Annotated in this window: 15 protein-coding genes; 5 read left to right on the top strand and 10 right to left on the bottom strand. The window is 58.2% G+C overall.

Features of this window, described 5'->3' with window-relative positions; translation table 11 throughout:
- Positions 1-44: 44 nt before the first annotated feature.
- The 6 genes from QMG84_RS17960 to QMG84_RS17935 form a co-directional block, all read right to left on the bottom strand.
- Complete coding sequence (locus QMG84_RS17960) at positions 45-812, bottom strand: methanobactin precursor domain-containing sigma factor (RefSeq protein WP_281932323.1); 768 nt, start codon at positions 810-812, stop codon at positions 45-47.
- A 773-nt stretch (positions 813-1,585) separates the two neighbouring features.
- Entirely contained in the window at positions 1,586-2,770 is a 1,185-nt protein-coding gene (locus tag QMG84_RS17955; protein ID WP_281932321.1) for a methanobactin export MATE transporter MbnM, read from the bottom strand.
- Positions 2,767-3,819 carry an MbnP family copper-binding protein gene (locus QMG84_RS17950; RefSeq protein ID WP_281932319.1) on the bottom strand — a complete coding sequence of 351 codons (1,053 nt, stop codon included), beginning with the start codon at positions 3,817-3,819 and terminating at the stop codon, positions 2,767-2,769. The genes QMG84_RS17955 and QMG84_RS17950 overlap by 4 nt, the downstream gene beginning before the upstream one ends.
- Positions 3,820-4,702: 883 nt before the next feature.
- Positions 4,703-6,070, bottom strand: coding sequence for a hypothetical protein (locus QMG84_RS17945; protein WP_281932317.1), 1,368 nt, complete (start codon positions 6,068-6,070; stop codon positions 4,703-4,705).
- A 9-nt stretch (positions 6,071-6,079) separates the two neighbouring features.
- Positions 6,080-7,450 (bottom strand): lipopolysaccharide biosynthesis protein, encoded by a 1,371-nt coding sequence (locus QMG84_RS17940; protein WP_281932315.1) that lies wholly within the window; start codon positions 7,448-7,450, stop codon positions 6,080-6,082.
- 31 nt (positions 7,451-7,481) lie between these two features.
- A complete protein-coding gene (locus QMG84_RS17935; RefSeq protein WP_281932313.1) occupies positions 7,482-8,477 on the bottom strand; it encodes a NosD domain-containing protein in 996 nt (331 codons plus the stop codon).
- A gap of 593 nt (positions 8,478-9,070) precedes the next feature.
- Between QMG84_RS17935 and QMG84_RS17930 the strand changes: the two genes are divergently transcribed.
- Positions 9,071-10,318: an acyltransferase family protein gene (locus QMG84_RS17930; RefSeq protein WP_350356522.1), complete on the top strand. Its 1,248-nt coding sequence runs from the start codon at positions 9,071-9,073 to the stop codon at positions 10,316-10,318.
- Positions 10,319-10,423: 105 nt separating this feature from the next.
- On the opposite strand, the gene QMG84_RS17925 is transcribed toward QMG84_RS17930, so the two are convergent.
- From QMG84_RS17925 to QMG84_RS17910, 4 genes are all read right to left on the bottom strand, one after another.
- Positions 10,424-12,019 (bottom strand): FAD-dependent oxidoreductase, encoded by a 1,596-nt coding sequence (locus tag QMG84_RS17925; protein WP_281932311.1) that lies wholly within the window; start codon positions 12,017-12,019, stop codon positions 10,424-10,426.
- A gap of 123 nt (positions 12,020-12,142) precedes the next feature.
- The gene (locus QMG84_RS17920; RefSeq protein WP_281932309.1) at positions 12,143-12,976 is read right to left on the bottom strand and encodes an aldo/keto reductase; all 834 of its coding nucleotides are present in this window, start codon (positions 12,974-12,976) and stop codon (positions 12,143-12,145) included.
- A 410-nt stretch (positions 12,977-13,386) separates the two neighbouring features.
- Positions 13,387-14,904 carry an acetaldehyde dehydrogenase ExaC gene (gene exaC, locus QMG84_RS17915; protein WP_281932308.1) on the bottom strand — a complete coding sequence of 506 codons (1,518 nt, stop codon included), beginning with the start codon at positions 14,902-14,904 and terminating at the stop codon, positions 13,387-13,389.
- 207 nt (positions 14,905-15,111) lie between these two features.
- A complete protein-coding gene (locus QMG84_RS17910) occupies positions 15,112-16,080 on the bottom strand; it encodes a helix-turn-helix domain-containing protein (RefSeq protein ID WP_281932306.1) in 969 nt (322 codons plus the stop codon).
- Positions 16,081-16,421: 341 nt separating this feature from the next.
- Between QMG84_RS17910 and QMG84_RS17905 the strand changes: the two genes are divergently transcribed.
- From QMG84_RS17905 to sbnB, 4 genes are all read left to right on the top strand, one after another.
- Complete coding sequence (locus QMG84_RS17905) at positions 16,422-18,320, top strand: methanol/ethanol family PQQ-dependent dehydrogenase (RefSeq protein WP_281932304.1); 1,899 nt, start codon at positions 16,422-16,424, stop codon at positions 18,318-18,320.
- A gap of 355 nt (positions 18,321-18,675) precedes the next feature.
- Positions 18,676-19,242, top strand: coding sequence for a hypothetical protein (locus QMG84_RS17900; protein WP_281932302.1), 567 nt, complete (start codon positions 18,676-18,678; stop codon positions 19,240-19,242).
- Positions 19,243-19,687: 445 nt separating this feature from the next.
- Positions 19,688-20,704, top strand: coding sequence for a 2,3-diaminopropionate biosynthesis protein SbnA (sbnA, locus tag QMG84_RS17895; RefSeq protein WP_281932301.1), 1,017 nt, complete (start codon positions 19,688-19,690; stop codon positions 20,702-20,704).
- A 39-nt stretch (positions 20,705-20,743) separates the two neighbouring features.
- Complete coding sequence (gene sbnB / locus QMG84_RS17890) at positions 20,744-21,787, top strand: 2,3-diaminopropionate biosynthesis protein SbnB (protein WP_281932299.1); 1,044 nt, start codon at positions 20,744-20,746, stop codon at positions 21,785-21,787.
- Position 21,788 lies beyond the last annotated feature (1 nt).

Here is a 21,788-nt window from a genome sequence, read left to right as displayed (position 1 = left end):
TGCGTCGATCCCGGCTGGGATCGACGCAAGGCCTCGGCAGTTGGTTAGCCGTTCGTCATCGCGCAGGTCGACGCGCAACGGGCGCTGGCGCGACCGATGACATTGAGCTCGACGCGCTTGGCAATGCGAATTTTCATAGCGTTTCTCCTAGTGTGAATTTGTCCGACTTTGATCGGACGAGGCTCCGAATTGGGAGGCCCGTTAGGTAAGACGATCGGCGCCGGACAAATCGGACTCTTCTGAATTAGTTTTTTCTTATGGGCGCCAATTGAAGGTCGGCTGGGTTCCCGGGACCGTTGCGCCAACTGGCCTTCAGCTTTGCTAGAATCGACATCCAGAAGCTCGAGTACGCGATTGATACAGCGATAGACAGTTCGAACGGACAGGCCGGTTTCTTTCGCCACCTCGGCGTGGCTGTGCCCGAGAACCCGGCTTAGGAGGAAGATTCTGAGGCAATCCGGCGGCAGATGGCCGAGGATCATTCTCAAGTGAAACATCGGGTCCGATTCGATCGAGGCGACGGCAACAGACGCCTCGCCACTCGCCAATTGTGTGAATGCTACGTCGTTGGCGATGGACTTGCTGCGCGCCCTCTCCCGGCGAAGCCAATCGATTGCGATGTTCGAGGCGGTCTTCGATAGATAGCTCCGGACGTTGGTTACATTTTCCCAATCTCCCTTTTCGAGCATTTTTAGATAAGCCTCTTGGACGATGTCCTCGGCTTCGTGTGCGCCGATCAGACGTTTCGCTCGGCTTGTGAGCGCGCGATGGTGATTGCGAAACAAGCGCTCGAGGGTGGATGAATGGCGCATGAGCACCTCGCGGTGTTGTGGGCGCTGTTGCGCTCCGGTTGGGGAAAGGGTGAGGTCGCGTGCATTCCGGCGGCCCTCTATTGAAGGCTCGACGTCCAATCTGGCCGTTGAGCGCGGCCTAGCGCGCGAACGCGTTCCGGGCGCCGGCCTCGTTAATGAGGGGGGCGTTGCAACGCATTAATTCAAACGCAATGACCGAGACCCAAGCCACTGAAGATAGAAGCGAAAGGAGATTAGACGGGCGGAGCGCGCGCCCTTTGGCGGCGCGAATGCAGGGGCGATAGATCATCGCAGCCCCAAGGACTCGCGCCGATCTCTGTCGAAGAGCCGCCTATGTAGGCCGCGTGATCTTGGGCGTGCAGGAACGGCTGCAGATCCCCGCAAGCGCCACAGAAAAAGTTGCAATCGCACGCATAGGGAGATTCGATAGGGTTCAGAGGCGGTCCAGGCGAGGCGCCAATCCGGCAGATTTGGCCCTCCATGCGCGGGCCATGACCCCGCACGACAAAAGTCGCCGATGCGCCAATCACCTGCCAAAAGACGACTGTTAATAGGAAGATGCGAAGAAGCATGGACCTCCGCGATTCCTTGCTTTTGCCCAACGCCAGGACTCGAGGGGGACCCGCCTAGCGCGCTTTCCGCTCGCATGGAATCAGAATGCGCTCTAGGGACAAGTCCCGCGCGGCAGATGATGCTGCGCCAACGCGAGTGAAGCAAAAACGCCGCGCGTCAGGCGAATCTTGTTAGCCACGGACCGAATTCCTCAGAAGTTCTCAATGAGGCGGAGTAACGACCGAGACGCCGATCGAGGGCGAGGCGCCGTTCCACGGATCGCTGAAACGCGGTGACGAGAGGAAAGACTCATCCGTAAGCGTTTTCAAAAACGCGATGAGATCGGATTTCTCTTGCTCGCTGAGATCAATCGGAACGATCAGCGCGCTCTTGTTTGGATTGTGGCGTCCATCGCCGGCCAAGGGGCCTTCCTTCAGGTTCCGCCCGCCGGCGGCATAGATCTCGACAGCATCCTCGAGAGTTGCAACGCTTCCGTCGTGCATGTAAGGCGCTGTCACGGCGATGTTCCGCAGACTGGGCGCGCGGAATGTCCCCATATCTTCTGGCTTGTGAGTGTTCTCGTAAACGCCGCGATTGGGCGCTGGATATGACCCGTCCTTGTCGAGATTATATAGCCCTGTATTGTGGAACGGCGTTTCGACGCCACGGGATTTGGCGTGATAAAACTGATCGTCGAAATTGACGCTCCCATGGCAGTGATGGCACTCGGCTTTCTCTCCGAAAAACAGATCCTTGCCGCGGATTTCCTCGGGGGTCAGCGTCGCCTTTCCTTGGAGGTAGAGGTCGTATTTCGAATTCGCTGACACAGCGCCGCGTTCGAATACGGCGATCGCTTTGATGATGTTTCCAAAGGTGAGCGGCTCCGCTTCACCGGGGAAAGCCGCTGCGAAATCTTGGCGATAGGTTGCGTCATTTGCAAAGCGCGAAAGAATTTCCTTCCGGTTCTTGTCGTTGACGCCCATTTCGATCGGGTCTTCGCCAAAGAGCGGGGCTTCCATCTGTCGCTCCAGCGTGACCATTGCCGGGTTGGCCCAGGTAAGCGTCGCGCGCCAGGACACGTTTGCAATGCTCGGCGCATTGCGCGGCGTGTTCTGGCCCGTGGCGCCCACGCCGAGCTTGCGCCCGTCTGTGAACGCGAGACGCTGCAAATGGCACGAGGCGCAGCTTTCCTTCCCGTTTCCCGACAGCCGTGTGTCGTAAAACAGCTTGCGCCCGAGCTGGAAGCGGGACTCCGACATTGGATTGTCCGTCGGGACGCGAGGCGGCGGCAAGAAATCCGGCAAGGACCAGCGCCATGCAGACTCGTTTTGGTCCGCTCCTCCATGAGCTGCGGGAGAGATCAGCGTGAAAGCCGTCAGAAGGATGGCAAGACGACGATGAGTCATTTCGCGGCCTCCACACGGAAAATTTTCGTGACCGCGCCGGATGGTTTACCGGCGTCGTTCGCGTCAAGGGCGGTTTCTTTGAGCCGAAGCGCCAAATTCTCGAACATCGGCCCACATTCGGGGTCGGCGGGGCCGCTCATGCATCCCGTCGAGAAGCCCTTGTCTTGGCCGAGATCGATGCCGGAGAACAAGGCCGCCAAATCTAAAACCACGCGTTGTCGGGCCGGGTCGAATGACGCAAATTTTACCGGAATTCGATTGGCGCTGGCGCAAGAGGTGATCTCGCCTTTTACCGCGTCGCCACGACACCCAGTCGAGCCTAAATGCAGCATCCAGGTCGATACGGTGACTGTGCCATCGGCGTTGACCTTCGCAGGCGCCGGCTTCGCCGCATCGGCCATTGCGGGAGCGCCAATGGCGCTCGCCGTAGCGCCGTCCGCACTGCCCGGCGCAAGCTTGGGCGTGATCGGAGGGCGCGTCACGCCTCCCTCCGGATCGACTTCGACCTTGATGAACTTACGCCCGGCCTGCCAATTCCAGGCCATCGCCTGAATGTCGAGAGGCGCCGGCGCCGTCGCGAAGTTCGAGTGATTGAGAAAGATGTCCTTTCCCTCTTTATCCCTTACGACGCTTGGAACGCCGACGACGAAGCTGACGCCGCGATAGCGTCCTTTCGGCGCCAGCCCCTTGATCGTGTCGTATATGTCGGCATTGCCGACGCATTTGCCGGTCTTGTCCTCGAAATCCAGCAAAGCGACGTTTGCGTACTGCCAATCATTCTGGTCCAATTCGATGGGAACCTCGCGCCCGGCGGCGTCGATGAGCGCGGCAGCCGAGATATAGAGTCTCGCATCACGGAGCTGCGCAGAGCGGCCGCCGGTTCCGAGGCCAGGAATGTCTTGCCCGCATCGGACCGGATTGCCTCCAGCCGCCAATGAGAAACGAATTGCGACCTGCTGCTTGTCGCCTCGATCGTCCTGCGCGGCTCGCGCGACGCCAAGAGGCGCAGAAACCGCCACAAACAGCGCCAACACCCGAAAAATGTACATAGCTTCGCCTCCTGTTCGCGACGTGCGCAAAAACAGTGCGAGAAGATGGCCGAGCGAATCTAAATCGCCCGGCGTGGAAGTATTAGGAGAGGGAGGTCGGGGGCCCGCGAGACAGCGGTATGAGGAAACGTCGGGATGGTAGCGACGGAGACTCTTGCGAACTCGACGCCGCCGACGATTCTTCTAGATCCGGCGTCAGTAAGATCGCCACAGCCGCGAGCAACGCAGGCGTCACGTTCCAATGGTCGCGTCCGGCGCCCGCACAAAGCACACACTGGCAATCGTGAGTAGAATGCGCTGGATCGCCATGAGGCGCGTCGTCCCCGCAAATTGCGCCAACCAAAGCGAGCGAAACCCCGGGAATATCGTTCTGGACGTGGCTCCGGCTGACGGGCGCGAAAAGAAAGGCGACCGCTTGCAGCACAATTAGACAAATGACCGCGTGCGCACGAAAAGCGCGCAAAAAGTCCTTTATCTGGTAAAACTGCCGCATAGTTCCATGTCTCTTATTGCTGTCCGCTTGTCAATAGGCAACCAAGATTACAAGAAGCACATTTCTTGTGGAGCGCGCCTCGACGGCCACGGTAGTCTCAAGAGCCTCACGGCGCCTTATCTCTTTAATTCTGGTTTAGTGCAGCTTCCTTCATCCGCCCGCTCTCCTCGTCGGCCTAGACAAGACGGATCGGAGCAATTTCTCAGCCTTCCGGCTGCAGACGGCAAACGGGCCGGCTATTGCCACGGACGAGCGACGCATAAGCCAGCTCTCAGTAGGGCTTGTCGTGCGGTATGACGACCAAGGCCGAAACAGAAATGGCCCGGTGATACCTCACCACAGTCCTTCCGCGCGATCGAGGCGGTAGACGCGATTCCTACCGGCGCGCCCTCACCCTCCTGTCGCAGAAGACAAAGAGCCGCCGGAAGGCGATACGCCGACGTTCGCCGGCGAGGTGATGCAGTTTGACCCACAATTTTTACGGAATGAGCCCAGCGTAAACGCTCCGCGCAAAATGACGCCCCAGAGGAAGTAGTATGGGATCGCAAAATAGGGCTTTTCCAGATTGTCTTCGCCTAACGAGCCCATAAGAACGAGCACGACAAAGGCTAACATCACAAAGATCCGATCCTGCCAGAGGCGGGAAGGCAAATAGGCTCCTGCGCGAAAAAATGCTTTCAGGGCGGCGTAAAAGAGCTCAGCATGCATCCAGAACCAGACGGCAAATCCGATCAGGCCGCATCGAGAAAAAACAGACATCATAGAATTATGTGGCTCTCGCACCTGAATTCCCGCGACATTTCCAAATGAGATCAGCGGGAACCCGAACCCCAGACCGGTGAGAAACGTCGTGGAATCCGCCGTAACTCGCTCGATCAGGTCGGTCCACCATTGCATGCGCTGATCCACGCCCGAAGCGGCGGCGGATATCGCGTCGTTGCTCCCGTCCGAGATTCCGACCATCGCAGCAATGTGATCGACGAAAAACGAAAGAGAAACCTGGCTCGTCAGGCGCCCCGGAACGTGCAACTCCAGGACTTCGATCGCCGCCAGCGCAGCAACCAAAAGAGGCGCAAAAGATAAAAGCGGTCGTATCGCCGATCTACGCAGGAACCACATTAGCAACACGAGCGCGGCGAGCTGCATATAGGCGGTGCGATTTTGGAAAACGACAATGATATAAGAAGCCAGCGCGCCCGCCAGCAAGGCGGCCCAAGGCGCACCGGGAAATCTTATGATGAGACAGGCCGCCGCCCAAAAGATGACGACGTCCCCCGTGTTGAACAGGCCGAATATGGGAACCGCCTCACCATGCTCCGATACGATCTGAGGCGACGCCGCTATAATTTCGGTTCTAAAAATATAGCCGACGCTGGCATAGGCGACAGCGACAACAAGCGCTGCCGGAAGCCAGCGGAACAACCGTTCCAAGGCTTGCTGTTGCGACGCAAACGAATATCCTACGATCAGATAAAGCGAGTCGATCGCTTGGGACGCGTCGCGCAACGCCCACAATCCGTATTCGGGCGTAAAAAACACCGCCCAACCGATCGCATAACACCACCACGCGACGAGGGGGAACAGTCGGATCACCGACCTCATCTCGAGCAATGAGCTCACCACATTCGATCCCAGCAAGCCCAAAATCAGAACAGTTTCCCCAAGGGGGATGCCGAGCCCCGGCAGCCTGATCTGCATGAAGCTAAATCCCAGGATCAGGTTTCCCGCCAGGACCAGGGCCAGGGCAAAATTGAGCATCCAATCCTCCTAGTCCCTGTGACCTTGCGCATCAGACGCACGCTTCGATAACCGGTAGGAACACCATATGTTGCGGCTGAGAAGAATTACGCTACTCAGCGCCCAACCGATGAAGACGCCCAACAATCCAAATGCCGCGCATGCGGCTATGCCGATCGTCATCGTTGACGCCGTCCAAGCAAATTTAGAAAGGGCTATGGATTTCATCTTGCCGTTGAGGCGTAAGTTGAGCTCCACGATTGCGTTCAAAACGGAAAGCACCGGGATGACACAAAGCCACACGATCAGCGACGGGCTAACGAGCTTGTCGAACGCGCCTCTATAACAATAGTGAATGGCTTGCATGCCAACGAAAGAAAACAGGAACGCGTAGACGGCGGTCCCGCTCAAAACTGTGCCGGCGAAAAGCCCGAGCGTTCTTCGGTATCGATCGCGCTGGTTGGCCGAATGGTACCTCGCAAGCGTTGGCGCGGCCGCCGATAAAGTCGCCGCCGTCGCAAGATTTACCGGCAAGATCATGTTGAAAATAGCGCGGACGGCTGCAGTTGCCTCGAGGCCGATCATCGACGGTCCCACCAAGTGGAAAATATTGCCGCCGAGCCAGTGGTTCGTCTGAGCGATAATGGCCCAGCGCCCATAGCGCCAATGGTCGCGCAACACCTCGCGGATCATCGACCCGACGCGCGCGAGCCTTAAATCGGGACGAAGAAATACGACCATAATAAACAGGCAGGGAAGAGCCATCGCTCCCCCGATCGAGATAATGGCGTAAGACGGCCTCAGAACGCCGGCGATGTGCAGAACGAACAGAAATGCCGGCGCCAAGATGGCGTAAGCCACTCCGCCAAGCGCAAACAATCCGTTATAGGAATGCGTGTAACACAACTGTTGCGTCATCGGTCGCAGGAACAGCAGCGGCGCCGCAATGATGGCCCCCACCATCGTCTCCGCAATGAGGGGGGATCCGCGATCGTGAAAAATCGATCCCGCCGCCAGAAGCGCCAAAGATGCTAACACCGACGTAGCAAAATGCAGGACGACGACCGCTCCCGTATAGCAGCGCAGGCGATTTGCGTATCTGGCGGGCCCGAGGATCGGAATTGGCTCAGACACGAGCGCTTCGAATAGCATACAGGTAACGATAATCAGGGAATAGCAGAAGCTGTAGACGCCCACGTGATCGATCGGCATCCAGCGCACGAGCAAAACGGTCAGCATGAAGTTCGTGCCGGCGAAAATAGCTTGTTCGGCAATGGCCGACATGATTTTGATGAAATGAAGTAACCCGCTGGGCGCTTTTCTCAGACGCGCAAAGTCGAGCGCCGTCGCCTTCTGTTCGCCCTGCGCGTCATCAACAGTCGCGGCGGAAGGTCCTTCCATGGTCACTTTCCAATCTCACGGATGGCTGTGCTTAATGATGCTCGGAAGGCTGGATAATGCAGCGCCGATCCCCGGGGTCGTCTGGTTCGAACGGCGCCTGGTTTTCGACCTTGACAGTATCATTGTTGGAGACCGTTACGTCGCTGCGCCCGAATGTGGACGCCGGGCGATGGGCGCTGTTGATGATAGTATTGCCCGTTATGACGTCGCCGGCGGAATAGGCCGTAATCCCCACTTCAAATCCGTCGACATAATTTCGCTCCGCAACTGCATTCTCGCCGGAAATCTCAATTCCAATGCCGGTCCGCAGTGTCGTTTGCACATAATTGCCGATTACCTTTGTCCCTACTCCACCGTCGGTGACGATCGAATATCCGATTGTGTCAGCGGCCGGATTGTTCCAGGTCGAGAAGCGATTGCCTTGAACGAGAAGATTCCGACTTTCTCCGGGTCGTGGCGGAGCCTTTCCCTGGATCTCGATTCCCATACGGGAAATCCCCAGTCCGACATTATCCGAGACGATAATGTTCCGTCCCTGATTCTCGACGTCACCGAGTACGATGCTCATTCCCTGATAAACATTTTTGAAGACGTTGTGGTCGATCGACGAATTATCGAGATTATACCCGTAGACGCCGGAGCCGCCTGCGGCGACGTCCTCGAACCGGTTGCCCGATATCCGCGCGCGTTTCAGGAAATTGAAGGTCAGTCCGTTATGTCGAAACGTCGAGTTCGAAATCTCGATGTTCGACACGGAATCGGGCGACGCATTCCCAAACAGTCTGATCACGCCCCGCATTGGATTGGCGCCGCTGCCCAAGAAGCAGAAAGAATCGATCCTGATGTCGTGGCTGTCGTTTGGATCCGCGGTAAAGATTGGGCTCGAGCTCGTCGCGCTCAGGATTGCGTTCTCTCCTTGAAATGTAACGCCCGATTTGAGGGCGATTTCGCCAAGGTGAAATAGCCCCGGAGAAAAGATAATTACATCGCCAAAGGCTGACGCGATGATCGCGGTTCTGACCGCCAAGGTGTCATCCCCTCCGGAGGGGGATACTCTCCTTTCGGCCGCATAGCCGCCGCTGTCCGCCACGCAACCAAGGAATAAGACGCCGGCGACTCCAATGAGAACGCGTGTTGAAGCGCGGCAGTATTTTGTTCGAGTGCTTTCAAAAGTCGCGTGAAAGGCTCTCAATCTATTCGCTCACTGTGTCGTTTAGAACCGACAACAACATAGCAGCCATTTTGTGGTCGGGCTCCGACACAAAAGATTTGTCGCGCGTCTACTTAGAGTTAACTCCAGAGGGTATTTCCCGAGCAGCAGGCGACGCGATCGAGGGTTTAGGATGTTGCCGAGCGCTCCCACGCATGCCACTCAATCGAACGATCGCTGATTATGCAGCTTATGGGTTGAACTTTTGGACTAAGTAAGCCTGCACATGCGTTCAATTGACCGTTTCCGGACTTTCCAATTACCTTCCCTGACGCCGTCGTTCTGCGGATAGCGCCATCGCCCAAAACCGCTCACTCGATGAATCGCAAGATAGCCGCGATCTGCCCATTGGGGCCGCCCCACTCCGTCGCGTTTGACAGCGAAGAGAGTCAAAAGAAGGTTAGAGCATCATGGGCCCACGCGCTTCGACCGCGAGTAGCCATTCAGAATTCGTATCGATCCAGATATTGCGGGCTTTCGCCGCATTCATGATCGTTGTCTGGCATTCACATCTTTCTATAAAGAACTTCGAAGATACGTACTGGCGATCCGACAGCTTTGAATACATGCAAGAACACTACCTGTTCCCGTTCAGGCACCTTGATTTTGGGGTGGATATTTTTTTCTGCCTCAGCGGCTTTATAATGTGTATGCTTGTCATGAGTGGGAAGGAGGCACAATTTAGGCTATATGTTTCCAGGAGGGTCGCTAGAATATACCCGATGTATTGGTTTTTCTCGCTTCTCGTGGTTGCCGCCTATGCATTGAACAAGAATTTCAATGTTGGCGGACTCTCGGGAGATAGAGCGGCGGACATTCAAAGAATTGCCTTATCGCTGTCTCTCATTCCCCAATATAAAGCGCCGGTGCTCGGCGTCGCCTGGACGCTTATCCAGGAAATGATATTTTATTGTAGCGTGGCGCTGATTTTGATGTTCAATGGCTCGAGACGCCTCGTTGCCTGGATCGCCTCTTTATCTGCGGTCTGCATAGCTCTGTATTTGGCTGGAATCGACCTCGTCAACGGGCAATTGTTGAGCCTCTATTACGTGGAATTTTTGTTCGGAGCGTTGGCCTACCGCTTTCATCGAAGCGTCGCTCCGCGCGCGCCAGTTGCTCAGATTTTGTTGGCCGTCGCACTTTATGTTGTTGTGGGGGCGGCGCTCGAGCGTTGGCGAAGCCCCGGTCCTTCTTTGCTGCGCGTATTCGGCTGCGGAACAATGGGGTTTTTCTTCATCACAGGCTCGATTGGGCTCGAGAGATGGGCGTCACAAACGTCTTTGACGACGCGCTTCCTGCGGGTGATGGGAGATAGCTCGTACGTGCTGTATCTCAGCCACTGGCTCGTGCTTTCAGCTCTCGGTAAGATTGGCGGGCTATTCGTCGGACTGCCCCGACCAGCAATCTTGCTTTGGCACGCGGGCTCGATTGCAGCCGCGGTCTCTTTTGCTCTCGCATTCCACTTTTCCGTCGAAAAGCCCTTCAATAAATGGCTGTGGCGGCTTTTGCCCACTCGAAAAGAACGCTCGGCGGCTTCTACTGACGAACATTTTGCGCCGTCGATCCACGGCAGCGATTTTGCCGAGGGCAAGGAGAGAGTTTTAGTTGGGACGCCGGCCCAACTTGCCGGCGCGGGCTCGTCTGAGAAAGCCTCCTAATACGACGCTTTATGCGAGAAGAAACGAAGCCGCAGACCCATTGGCCTCCGCGATTTTGGACCTGCGAGATGTAGACGTCCGGTTGATCTCGACGTGCGATCGCGCTCAAGATTCTAAGCAGTATGTTCTGCCTGTTTTGAGCAGCCGCGGCGTAAGCCGATCGGCAAGCCGAAACGCCGCCATCAGTAACATCATCGTCGGGTTTGCGCCTCCGCCGGTGGGAAAAGCCGACGTTGAGAGGACGCTCAGATTCGGGATGGCGAATGTTTGGAGGTTTTTATCGACCACGCCGGTAGTTGGACTTTTTCCCATCCTGGTCGAGCCTCCAGGGTGATAGACGCCTCCTCCCGACGCCAGCTCTTCGAGAATCGTCGCTTGTGGCTTGATCTCGAAAGTGGCGACCGAGGCGAGTGCGCTTGCCTCCCAGAAGCGCACGAAATGTTCGGTCAATCTGGCGGCGTTACGGGCGTCTTCGTCACTTGGACGCCAATCTATCTCGGCGAGAGGATTCCCAAAGAAATCCCCTCGCTCGGAGGAAAGTGTGATCCGGTTTCTCGCGAGGGGGGTCTGCTCGATAACCATCTCGAGTTGGTGAGTCGCGCCTGGCGGATAGAGTAGGCGTTTCTCCGCCACGCGCCACCAGACTGCGCGGGCAAACCAGGGCAATTGGGACGCCAGAAGCAATAAATCGCTCGTGGAAGGAAATCGTCCCTCTTGTCGCGCGCCGACGATTCCACGTAAGGCGTCCAAACCGTTTTGCGAATGAGAGGCAAAGGAAATATGCGCGAAACCGGTGCACGAGCCAAGCCTTTTGCGTAATTTCGGGTTCGGCTCGAAACGAAGAAATCTGAGCATCTTTTCTTCGAAGCGGATTCCCGCGGTCCTGTTCAAAGCCCGATCGTCAGAGACCTGTATTCGGGCCGTCGGCGCCGCGAGATGGTCATGGAAAAAACGGCCGAGGATGTTGTCGGGGGCAAAGATTCTGTGCCCGTAGCGCCGGTCCAAAAGGAGGAGAATGCGCGTGCTCTCGATGGCGCCGGCGGCGACGACAACTTCCCGCGCTTTCACGGAAAGGAGCCGGCCATTCAAACTCCTCGCGCAAACGGTTTCCATGCGTCCGCCAGAGTCGAGAGAGAAATCACTGACTGTGGCGCCGAGCCATATCTGCGGACCGCTTTCGCGTTCGAGCTCCTTACGCAAAAGATTCGCCGTGTTTCGATTGGAGACCGGTATAGCCTTGGCAAGGCGGGGTATGAAATCGAGCTGAGCGGCCTCCTTATGGCCAACCACTTCGGGCGCGTCGTATGGGCCCTCACTGACGCCAAACATTTGTTCGACGTCGCCCTGGTAGCGGGTGAAGGCTTCCACGCCGACGGGCCATATGGCGTCCCAACCCGCGATGGGATCGGCGTCCTGTGGCAAGAAAGGGATCAGGGCGCCGCCCCATCTGGTGGAGGAGCCCCCGAGGCAACGGAATCGTCCTTCCTCGGCGCCCTTATAAATAGCCCCAGTTTGGATGACCTCATTGAGAGGGTGCCTGTCTTCCGTCTGCTGTTCTTGACCCGACTCGACGACGACGACGCGCAAGCCTTTTCGACTAAGGAGAACGGCGATAACGAGACCGACCGTGCCTCCGCCGATAATGGCGACGTCAGCCTCCAACTTTTGGTCCGCGCTTGATGTCATGAGATTTTGGATCATCGCGACACTCTCCAGCGCGTTTTCGCTCGCATGGGATCATGCGAGCGATGAGAAAGCGCGCAGATTAAAAAACGTGGAGCGCATACCTTTCGCAAAAGCCTAGCACCTTTTGCGCAATGCGCTCTAAGAGGCGCACGCGACCGCCGCGGTCGCGTCGTGCTTATCGACGGCGCTCACGAGACCGCCAATTCGCTCCGGCCGCCCTGTCGATACGAGGATGCATCCGGCGGAATTTCGTCGCAGCGCGCCTGCGAGCGCTTTTTCCGCGCAAAAATTCGGATGACGCTTCGCTTCAGAAAAATAGCCGAAGGTGAGCTGAAGGGGGCGGCCGGCTTGGATCAAGACGTCTGCTTCGCGGCCCTCGACGCTGTCGCTACATTGTACGATCTTGGCGAGCGGCGACTCGCTGGCAAGAAATGGCGCAAGCCGTCCCGCTTCACATGCAATTCCGAAATTCGCCACGCGATCCCGCTCGCATTCGAGCCACTGAAGCCACTCGTCGGCGGCCAGCAGATGGGCGTGAGGTTCGTGCAGCAGATAGAGATCGACACGCTCCCTACCCAGCCGCCTTAAGCTTCCGTCGAGGGATCTTCGCGCTCGATCGACACTCCAATCCACGGTCTTCTTGCAAAGGGATGGTAAGATTTTTCCTACGCCTTTCCGAAGGGCTACAGAAATGGGCGTCTGATCTTCACCCCCTGCTGTGTAAATCCCAACTTTCGTCGCAACCGTCGCGTCTGGATGCGAAGCCAGGATTGCTCGCAAGTCGCTCTCCGCGATGCCGCTTCCATAAGAGGGCGCCGTGTCGAAATGCGTGATTCCCGAATCATAGGCCGCCGTGAGAAGACGATGACGCGCGGACGTCGAGCCTATGGAGCGCAGGCTAAAAAGCCGACCTGTGCCAAATCCGATCCTCGATAGACGCAAATTGGTCCCGTCGAGCAAGACGTTTCGCATGGGCTAGGCCTCAACAACGCGGTTGGGAGCATGACAAGGTAACGCCATTTCGCGCGAGTGGTTGCCTGGCTGCATGGGATTGGTTCGCGCCCCCTCGCGATCATAGCTGACGAGGGATCATGTCCCCGGCTTGCGTGCAGCCGCTCATCCTTGTGGTTTCCAGCCCTCTGTTTACACGCTCGTCACCCCGGTCGCGAGGATACTAATCCGATAGTGCAGGAAAACTCAGCGAGCATCAGTGCTACCCCAAAATCGCGCACCCGCTTCTTCGAACAGGCGAAAGCACGGCCTCCATGAAACGCCAATTATCCTCGCCGTTATCCTTGCCGCTGCGCCCGGGATCGTTAGCTTGCCCGAACGCAGCGGCTCCATCTGCACCCACGCGGCGCGCGCCAAATCCGTGACGGGTTCTAGAAGAAACCAACCTTGTTCGGATTGTAGGAGACCAGCAGGTTCTTCGTCTGCTGGTAGTGACCGAGCATCATGTGATGGTTCTCGCGGCCTACGCCCGATTGCTTGTATCCGCCGAAGGCCGCATGGGCAGGATAGGCGTGGTAGCAATTGGTCCACACGCGCCCGGCCTGAATGGCGCGGCCCATGTGATAAGCGCGGTTGACGTTGCGTGTCCAGACGCCGGCGCCGAGGCCGAAGATCGTGTCATTGGCGATCTCCACTGCTTCCTCGTCGGTGTCGAACACCGTGACGGAAAGGACCGGACCGAAAATCTCTTCCTGGAAAATGCGCATCTTGTTGTGGCCGCGCAGCACTGTCGGCTGCACGTAATTGCCGCCCGCGAGATCGCCTGGCAGCTCCGCCTTGCCGCCGCCGATCAGTAGTTCAGCGCCTTCCTTCCGGCCGATGTCGATATAGGAGAGGATCTTGTCCATCTGTTCGCGAGAGGCCTGCGCGCCGACCATCGTCTTCTCGTCGAGCGGATCGCCCTGCACAATCGCGCCCACGCGCTTCAGGGCCTTTTCCATGAAGGCGTCATAGATGTTCCGCTGCACGAGCGCGCGGCTAGGACAGGTGCATATCTCGCCCTGGTTCAACGCGAACATGACGAAGCCTTCCAACGCCTTGTCGAGGAAAGCGTCGTCCTCGGCCATCACATCGGCAAAGAAAATATTGGGCGACTTGCCGCCGAGCTCCAGGGTCGCGGGGATCAGACTATCGGCCGCATAGCCGGCGATTAGCCGGCCCGTCGACGTCTCGCCGGTGAAGGCGATCTTGGCGATCCGTTTGGAAGATGCAAGCGGCTTACCGGCCTCGACGCCAAAGCCATTGACGATATTCACGACGCCCGGCGGCAATAGGTCGGCGACGAGCTCCGCCCAGATCAAAATGGAAAGTGGCGTCACCTCCGCCGGCTTGAGGACGACGCAATTGCCGGCCGCGAGCGCAGGGGCGAGCTTCCAAGCCGCCATCAATAGCGGGAAATTCCAAGGGATAATCTGACCGACGACCCCGAGCGGCTCGTGAAAATGATAGGCGATAGTATCCTGATCGATCTCCGAAAGGCCCCCTTCCTGCGCGCGTATTGCCGAGGCGAAATAGCGAAAGTGATCGATCGCCAGCGGCACGTCGGCTTTGGTGGTTTCTCGGATCGGCTTACCGTTGTCCCAGCTCTCGGCTTCGGCAAGGATCGTGAGATTCTGCTCCATGCGGTCGGCGATCCGGTTCAGAACGCGCGCGCGTTCGGCGACGCTGGTTCTGCCCCAGGAGTCTTTTGCCGCATGGGCGGCGTCGAGCGCCAGCTCTATGTCCGCTGCGTCAGATCGCGGGATTTCGCAGAGGATTTGCCCGTTGACCGGCGACGGATTCTGGAAATGTCGGCCATTCGCCGACTCGACCCATCGGCCACCAATAAAGTTCCCGTAATGCTCTTTGAATTTGGGTTGAATCGAACGGATGAAGGCTGGTTTGTTCATGGGGGTTTCCTCGGATTATCACGCGCCGTTCTCCGGCGTCGCCCGAGGAAATTCTACCTATAGAGCTTCATCCGCTAGCGTCGGACGAAAAGCCTCAGCGCCGTCTGTCGCAATTTTGCGACACTCGGGCGCGTCAATTTTCGAACCCGAACGCACTCGAGAGCTGGCCCCCCAAGAGCAGTCATATTCCCAGTTTTCGGGAATTTCTCAGTGTGTATTCGAAACTCCGAGCTTGTTCATCTTACGGTGCAGCGTCGCTCGGCTGACGCCGAGCAGCTTGGCCGCGGCCGAGACATTACCTTCGGCGCGGGCGAGCGCTCTGCGGACCGCGCCGCGCTCGGCGTCGACAAGCTCCGCCTCCCCACCGACGCCCGTCGGCAAGAGGAGATCGACGGCCGGTAGCTGCGCGGCGATGCGGGCGTCGGAAATATCGAGCTCCAGTCGCGCTGACCGGGTCGCGCCGATAATGAGGTCGTGACGATCCACCGCGAGCAGCGAGGCCCCGTTCCGGCCGGCGCTCGGCGACAAGACAATGCGGGCGTCGGCGAAGAACTGGCGGAAATTCAAAGCTTCGATCGCTCGCGCGGCATCGGCCAGGGCCACCGCGACGAGGCCGATCAGCCCCTCGGATTTGATTTCCCGGCCGCAGGAAACGTCCAGAGCAGCGGCAAGCCGGCCTTGATGATCGTAAATGGGCGTGACGGTGCAGCTCAAGCCGGTATGACGGGCGCGGAAGTGCTGGTCGCGATGAATCGTGAGCGCGCGGGCTTCCGCGAGGCAAGTGCCGATGCCATTCGTGCCCTCGCGCGCCTCGCTCCACATCGCCCCGAGCCGCAGACCCCAACCTTGAAAGACAGCCTCGTCGGCGCCGCGCCCTTCGATCGGCACGCCATCCTTGTTGGTCAGCAGCACGCAGCAACCAAGCTCGGCGACGGCGCCGAACAGCCGATCGATCGGGGCTTGTGCGACCCGCGCCAGGGGCTCCAGCTCTTCGCGCGCCTGGCGCAGCTCGGCTTCAGTGAGGACATCTGGCGCGCGGCTCTGACCGGGGTCGAGCCCGTATACCGTCATCGAGCGGCGCCAGCTCGCGGCGATCGCCGACGTCGCCGGCGCGATCTCATTCTGGACGACCGAGCGCACCAAATCCGTGTGCGTATGTGGGATCCGCCCCTCCATCGAAGGTCTCCGGGGAAAGAAGAAGAAACGAGTATAAGCGCTTTCTCAGCGAGATGCACGCCGCTCCAGCGCAGACGTCGACGCTCCGCGCGCCGTAGGAGGCCACCTTGCATTGCGGATCGGTGCGAAAAATCGTCGCAGAATTGCGACACACCGCGTTTCATTGCTTCGCCCCCCACTAGCGGTCGGCGCCGCCTTGTTTGAAATTCCCTTGGCACGAGCCGGCAATACGGTCCTCTGCTCCTCCCCGCGATAGACAGCGCACGTTCTCCCAGGCGTGCGCTGTCGATCCATCTGAGAGAGAGCCGCTTTCAAAAGATGCCGGGCCATGGAGGAAAGCCATGAACAAGTTCTTGGTGTCGTCGTCTCTTACAATGCTGGCGCTCGCTTTAAGCAACGGCGTATGCGCCGACGAGTTGCTCGAGCTGCAAAAGGACCCGACACAGTGGGTGTCGCCCACGGGGGATTACGCCAATCTCCGCCATTCGGCCCTCAGGAAAATCACGACGGAAAACGTCGGCAAGCTCGTCGTCGATTGGCAGTTCTCGACCGGCGTATTGCGGGGCCATGAAGGCGCCCCTCTGGTGATTCATAACGTCAAGATACCTGCCGAGGAAAAGGACGGCGTGGTCGTCAAGCAAGCTTACACGACCGACGTCATGTATCTGCATACGCCCTTCCCCAATGTCGTCTACGCCCTCGATCTCAAGGACCGCGACCACAAGATCATCTGGAAATATGCGCCGCAGCAGGACGCTTCGGTCATTCCCGTGATGTGCTGCGACACCGTGAACCGCGGACTCGCCTATGGCGACGGCAAAATCTTCCTGGCGCAGGCCGATACGACGCTCGTCGCTCTCGACGCCGCGACAGGCGCCTCGGCGGGCGCAACCAAAGACAAACCGATCTGGTCGATCAAATTCGGCGATCCTTCGAAAGGCGAAACGTCGACTGCTGCCCCGCATATTTTCAAGGACAAGGTTGTCGTCGGCAATGCCGGCGGCGAATATGGCGTACGGGGCCAGATCAGCGCCTATGACATCAAGACCGGCAGACTGATATGGCGTGGCTATTCGACGGGCCCCGACAGCGACACGCTGATCGACCCGGAAAAGACGACGCATCTTGGTAAGCCCGTGGGCAAGGACTCCGGGATCAATAGCTGGCAGGGCGATCAGTGGAAGTTGGGTGGCGGAACGACCTGGGGGTGGTACAGCTATGATCCGGAGCTGAACCTCATTTACTATGGAACGGGCAATCCTTCGACCTGGAATCCGTTGCAGCGGCCCGGCGACAATCGTTGGTCCATGACGCTATGGGCGCGCGATCTCGACACCGGCAAGGCGCGTTGGCTCTACCAGACGACCCCCCACGACCAGTGGGACTATGACGCCGTCAATGAGCTTCTGTTGGTCGATCAGGAGATCGGCGGGAAGAAAGTGAAGACGGCTGTCCACTTCGACCGCAATGGTTTCGGCTACACTCTCGATCGCGTCAATGGCGATCTGCTCGTTGCGGAAAAATTCGATCCGGCTGTCAATTGGGCGACCAGGATCGACATGGACAAATCGTCGAAGACCTACGGCCGGCCAATTCTCGACGAAAGATTTTCGCCCGAAAAGAATGGCGAAGACGTGACGACGCAAGGCGCGTGCCCCACGACGCTCGGCTCCAAAGACGAGCAGCCCGCGAGCTACGACCCGAACACGGGGCTTTTCCTCGTTCCGACGAACCATGTCTGCATGGATTTCGAACCGTTTCGCGTGAGCTACTCGGCTGGTCAGCCCTATGTCGGCGCCTCGGTGGAAATGTTCCCTGCCGACCGCGACAAGGGGCAGACGCACACGGGCAATTTCATCGCCTGGGACGCCAGGAAGGGAAAGATCGTGTGGTCGAACAAGGAGCAGTTCTCCGCGTGGTCGGGGGCGGTCTCCACCGACGGCGGCGTGACGTTCTACGGCACGCTCGAAGGCTATCTCAAGGCGGTCGACACCAAGACCGGCAAGGAGCTCTATAAGCACAAGACGCCTTCCGGCATCATTGGCAATGTCATCACCTATGAGATCGAGGGGAAACAATATGTCGCGGTGTTATCGGGCGTTGGCGGTTGGGCCGGCATCGGCCTCGCAGCCGGCCTGACCAAGAGCAACGACGGTCTTGGCGCAGTCGGCAATTATCGCAGCCTTTCCAATTATACGGCGCTCGGCGGCGTGCTGACGGTCTTCTCGATAAGGGAGTAACGATCCGGATTTACTCCGACTGAGGTCTCGCGCCTGGCGCATCCCGTCACGGGACGCCGGGCGCTGTTTTTTAGGAAGACGCCGGCTGCGATTTGATCGCTGCTCTTCCTGGTGGGCTTCAGTCGCCTTATCGGAGACGCGAACTCGGCCAGCTTTATTCATCCTGCTAGCGACGCTCGATTTGTAGCCCTATATCCTTGCTCGCCGGGGCGCCCGGCAGCGCTTGCACAGCTCCCCAGAAGGCGCGGCTTACGCCTGCTCTCGCGCGCCCAGAACAAAATGATGCGGCGCGGATTGATTTGCGCCCGCCGGTCAGCAAATCTCCTGCGAGCGAACCGATAAAAGAACCGCCCGAATGCCCCACGCTCCAGACGACGTTTACTCGAAGCGGACGAGAAGCATCGCTGAGAATCTCCAGAAAGAACTGAAGCGTGTCGCTGCCGAAGCGCCGTGGCGACAGGTTCAGGAATTCGTCGATTTACTCGGCGTCGCGCAGATCGTTTACGGCCTCGAAGAGGTGGCGTCGCCCGAGGGTAAAGAGGCGGAAATGTTGCGCGCCGCAGCATTGCGTTTCGAGCGGCTGCTCCACCGCAAACGGGACAGACTCGCCAGAGAAAATCCTTTTATGACAAAGGACGTCCGCACCCGTTTCGACAGCGATATCGAAGTCGTGCACCGCTATACCCATGCCCTCTCCGCAGAAGCGCGGGTCGCGCTGGCCGTCCGCGACGCTTTCGATTGCGCCAATGAATCATATCCAGGAAGCGATAAAATTCCCACGAGTCTCACTCCCGACGGGCCGCTCATAGCGTTGACGTGCGCCGCGTTGGAGTTCACGCCCGTAAGAGACAAGGCGCCGCAAGCGCTCTGCAAAGCGCTTGAAAAATGGCCGGTCCTACGACGGCAAAAGAAACAGGGGTGAGGCGAGCCCAAGCGCAAAAATGAAGCCGCCCGGAGGAGCGGTCCAAGTCAGAGCCAGAGAAGCGATTTCCGCCGCGCGCGAGAACTGAGTGGCCGGTCGCCGCGCGCAACTCTGCCAGCCCCGGGCAAAGTTGACGCAATGCTGCGCAAACCTCTTCACGCCATTCGCGCGGAGCGCCTGATCGCCGAGCGCGTCCAAACTGAAACCCTTCTCAACTGCTTCCTGTAAAGCTTCCAATAGAGCCCTCAAATGCGTTGACGAGCTTCAGCGCCTGTTCGATGCTTATCGAGATCGATAGCCAATTTCAGCTTAGAGAGCATTGAAGATGAATATCGTCTACAGCTCCTCTTAACTCCCATCACTCACACAAAACCCGCTGAACTCGCGTGCCGGCAGCGCAGCCGAACGCAGCGATATTGTCTTGCGCGTTGCACGGAGCGCACAGATGATTCCGAATTTATGTTCGTTCGTTGGTGACACGCCTCTCGTGGAGCTGGAAGTCTCTTTCGACAATGCGGCGATCAGGCTGTTCGCCAAGTTGGAAATGTTCAACCCCGGAGGCAGTATCAAGGATCGTCCGGCCTTGTTCATGATCCGACAAGCGATGGCTGACGGCAAAATCACTAAAGCTAGCCATTTGGTCGAGAGTTCGTCCGGAAACCTCGCCATCGCCATCGCAATGATCGCACGACAGATGAAGCTGGAGTTTACGGCCGTCATCGATCCAAACATCACGAAAAACAACCGCGAGCTGATCGAGACTTACGGAGGCAAAATCGAGCTCGTCGATGAAAAGGACGAAGAAGGCGGCTATTTGCAATCGCGAATTTGTCGCGTACGCCGACTTCTGGACGAACTACCCAACGCCGTCTGGCTGAATCAGTACGCCAATCCAGACAACCGACGATCTCATTACGAAGGCGTCGGAGCGGAAATTGTAAGAGACATGCCGGTCGAGCCGACACACGCCTTTATCGGCGTCAGCACATGCGGAACGATCATGGGGGTAGCACGTCGACTACGCGAAGCATGGCCAACCGTTCGTATCGTGGCCGTCGATGTCGTTGGCTCCGTCATATTCGGCTCTCCAGGTGGAAAGAGACGGCTTCCGGGCATCGGCGCCAGCCGTGTTCCAGAACAGCTCGACACGCGCGAGATTGACGAGGTCGTCTATGTGACCGATTGGGAGTCTATGCAGGGTTGCCATCGGCTCGTTCGCGAAGAAGGACTTCTTGCGGGCGGTTCCTCGGGGTCAATTATCGCAGCAATTGAAAAAATGGCCCCTCGGCTTCCGCGGGGCGCTGTCATCGTCACGATCATGCCCGATCGCGGCGAGCGTTATCTCGACACCGTCTACAATCGTAACTGGCTATCTGAGAGCGATCGTGTGCGGCGACCTCTCGATGAGTCGCATAGAGTCCTCACCAGGTTCCGCGAACTGCAAAGCATCAACCGATCTTAGCTGACCAAAAGCATCTTTCCCTTCCTGAGGTCTACATCAATGAGCGCTCTCGATATCGCCCGTCATACGCCGGCGACCACTCATGTATTGCGTTTTCTCTCTCGCACCGACATCGCTTCTCTCGGGGGCGATCGTTCCGAACTCTACATGCAAGCGGTGGAAGACGGTTTCCGACTTCATGCCGCGGGCGACTATGCACAGCCGCTGAAGCCCTATTTACGCAGTCCCCGTTCCTCCCATATCGCCGACCGCATCATTGCAATGCCTGCCTGGATCGGCGGAAATGATCCGATCGCCGGGCTCAAATGGATCGGATCGAAACACGACAACCCGTCCGCCCGGTCCATCGAACGAGCGAGCGCCGTCATCGTCCTGAACGACCCCAGCACGCATTTCCCGATCGCAATTCTCGAGGCGGGTCGGATCAGCGCTCTGCGCACTGCTGCTGTAACGGGCGTAGCCTGCCGTCGCCTCGCGAAGCCACTATTCGATCGCGTAGCGATTATCGGTTGCGGCCCAATCGGACGCACGCAGATCGAAATGTTCTGCGAGCAATTTCCACACATTCGAGAGATCCGTCTTCACGACGTCCATGCGAGAAACCTCAGCGAAGGCGTTCAATGGGCGCAAGCCGCGTTTCCCGACGTAGAATTCGTGCCTGTCGAGCAGCCTCGCGCCGCCATTGAGGGAGCGGACGTGGTGGTGACCTGTACGGTAACCGATCGGCCATACTTGCAATTCGAGTGGCTCTCGCCGGGAACATTCCTCGCCAATGTCTCCATAATGGACGTGGAGAAAGAAGTCTTCCTGAGGGCGGACAAGGTCGTCGTGGACGACTGGGATCAGTCCAACCGCGAAAAAAAGATCATCAATCAACTCGTCGAGGCGGGCGCCTTCTCGAGGCGGCAGCTCTATGCGGAACTCGGCGAGATTGTCGTCGGCTCCAAGCCAGGCCGCGAGAACGCCGAAGAAATTATTCTGCTCAACCCGATGGGAATGGCGATCGACGACATTGTCTGCGCGCGGGCTATTCTCCGCCGCGCGGAAGCAGAAGACGTCGGAACAATGCTCGATTTGTTTTGAG

Origin of the sequence: Methylocystis iwaonis (assembly GCF_027925385.1) — a bacterium.
Classification (GTDB): domain Bacteria; phylum Pseudomonadota; class Alphaproteobacteria; order Rhizobiales; family Beijerinckiaceae; genus Methylocystis; species Methylocystis iwaonis.
Note: the sequence above shows the minus strand (reverse complement) of the source record. Positions and strands in the feature narration are given on the sequence as shown.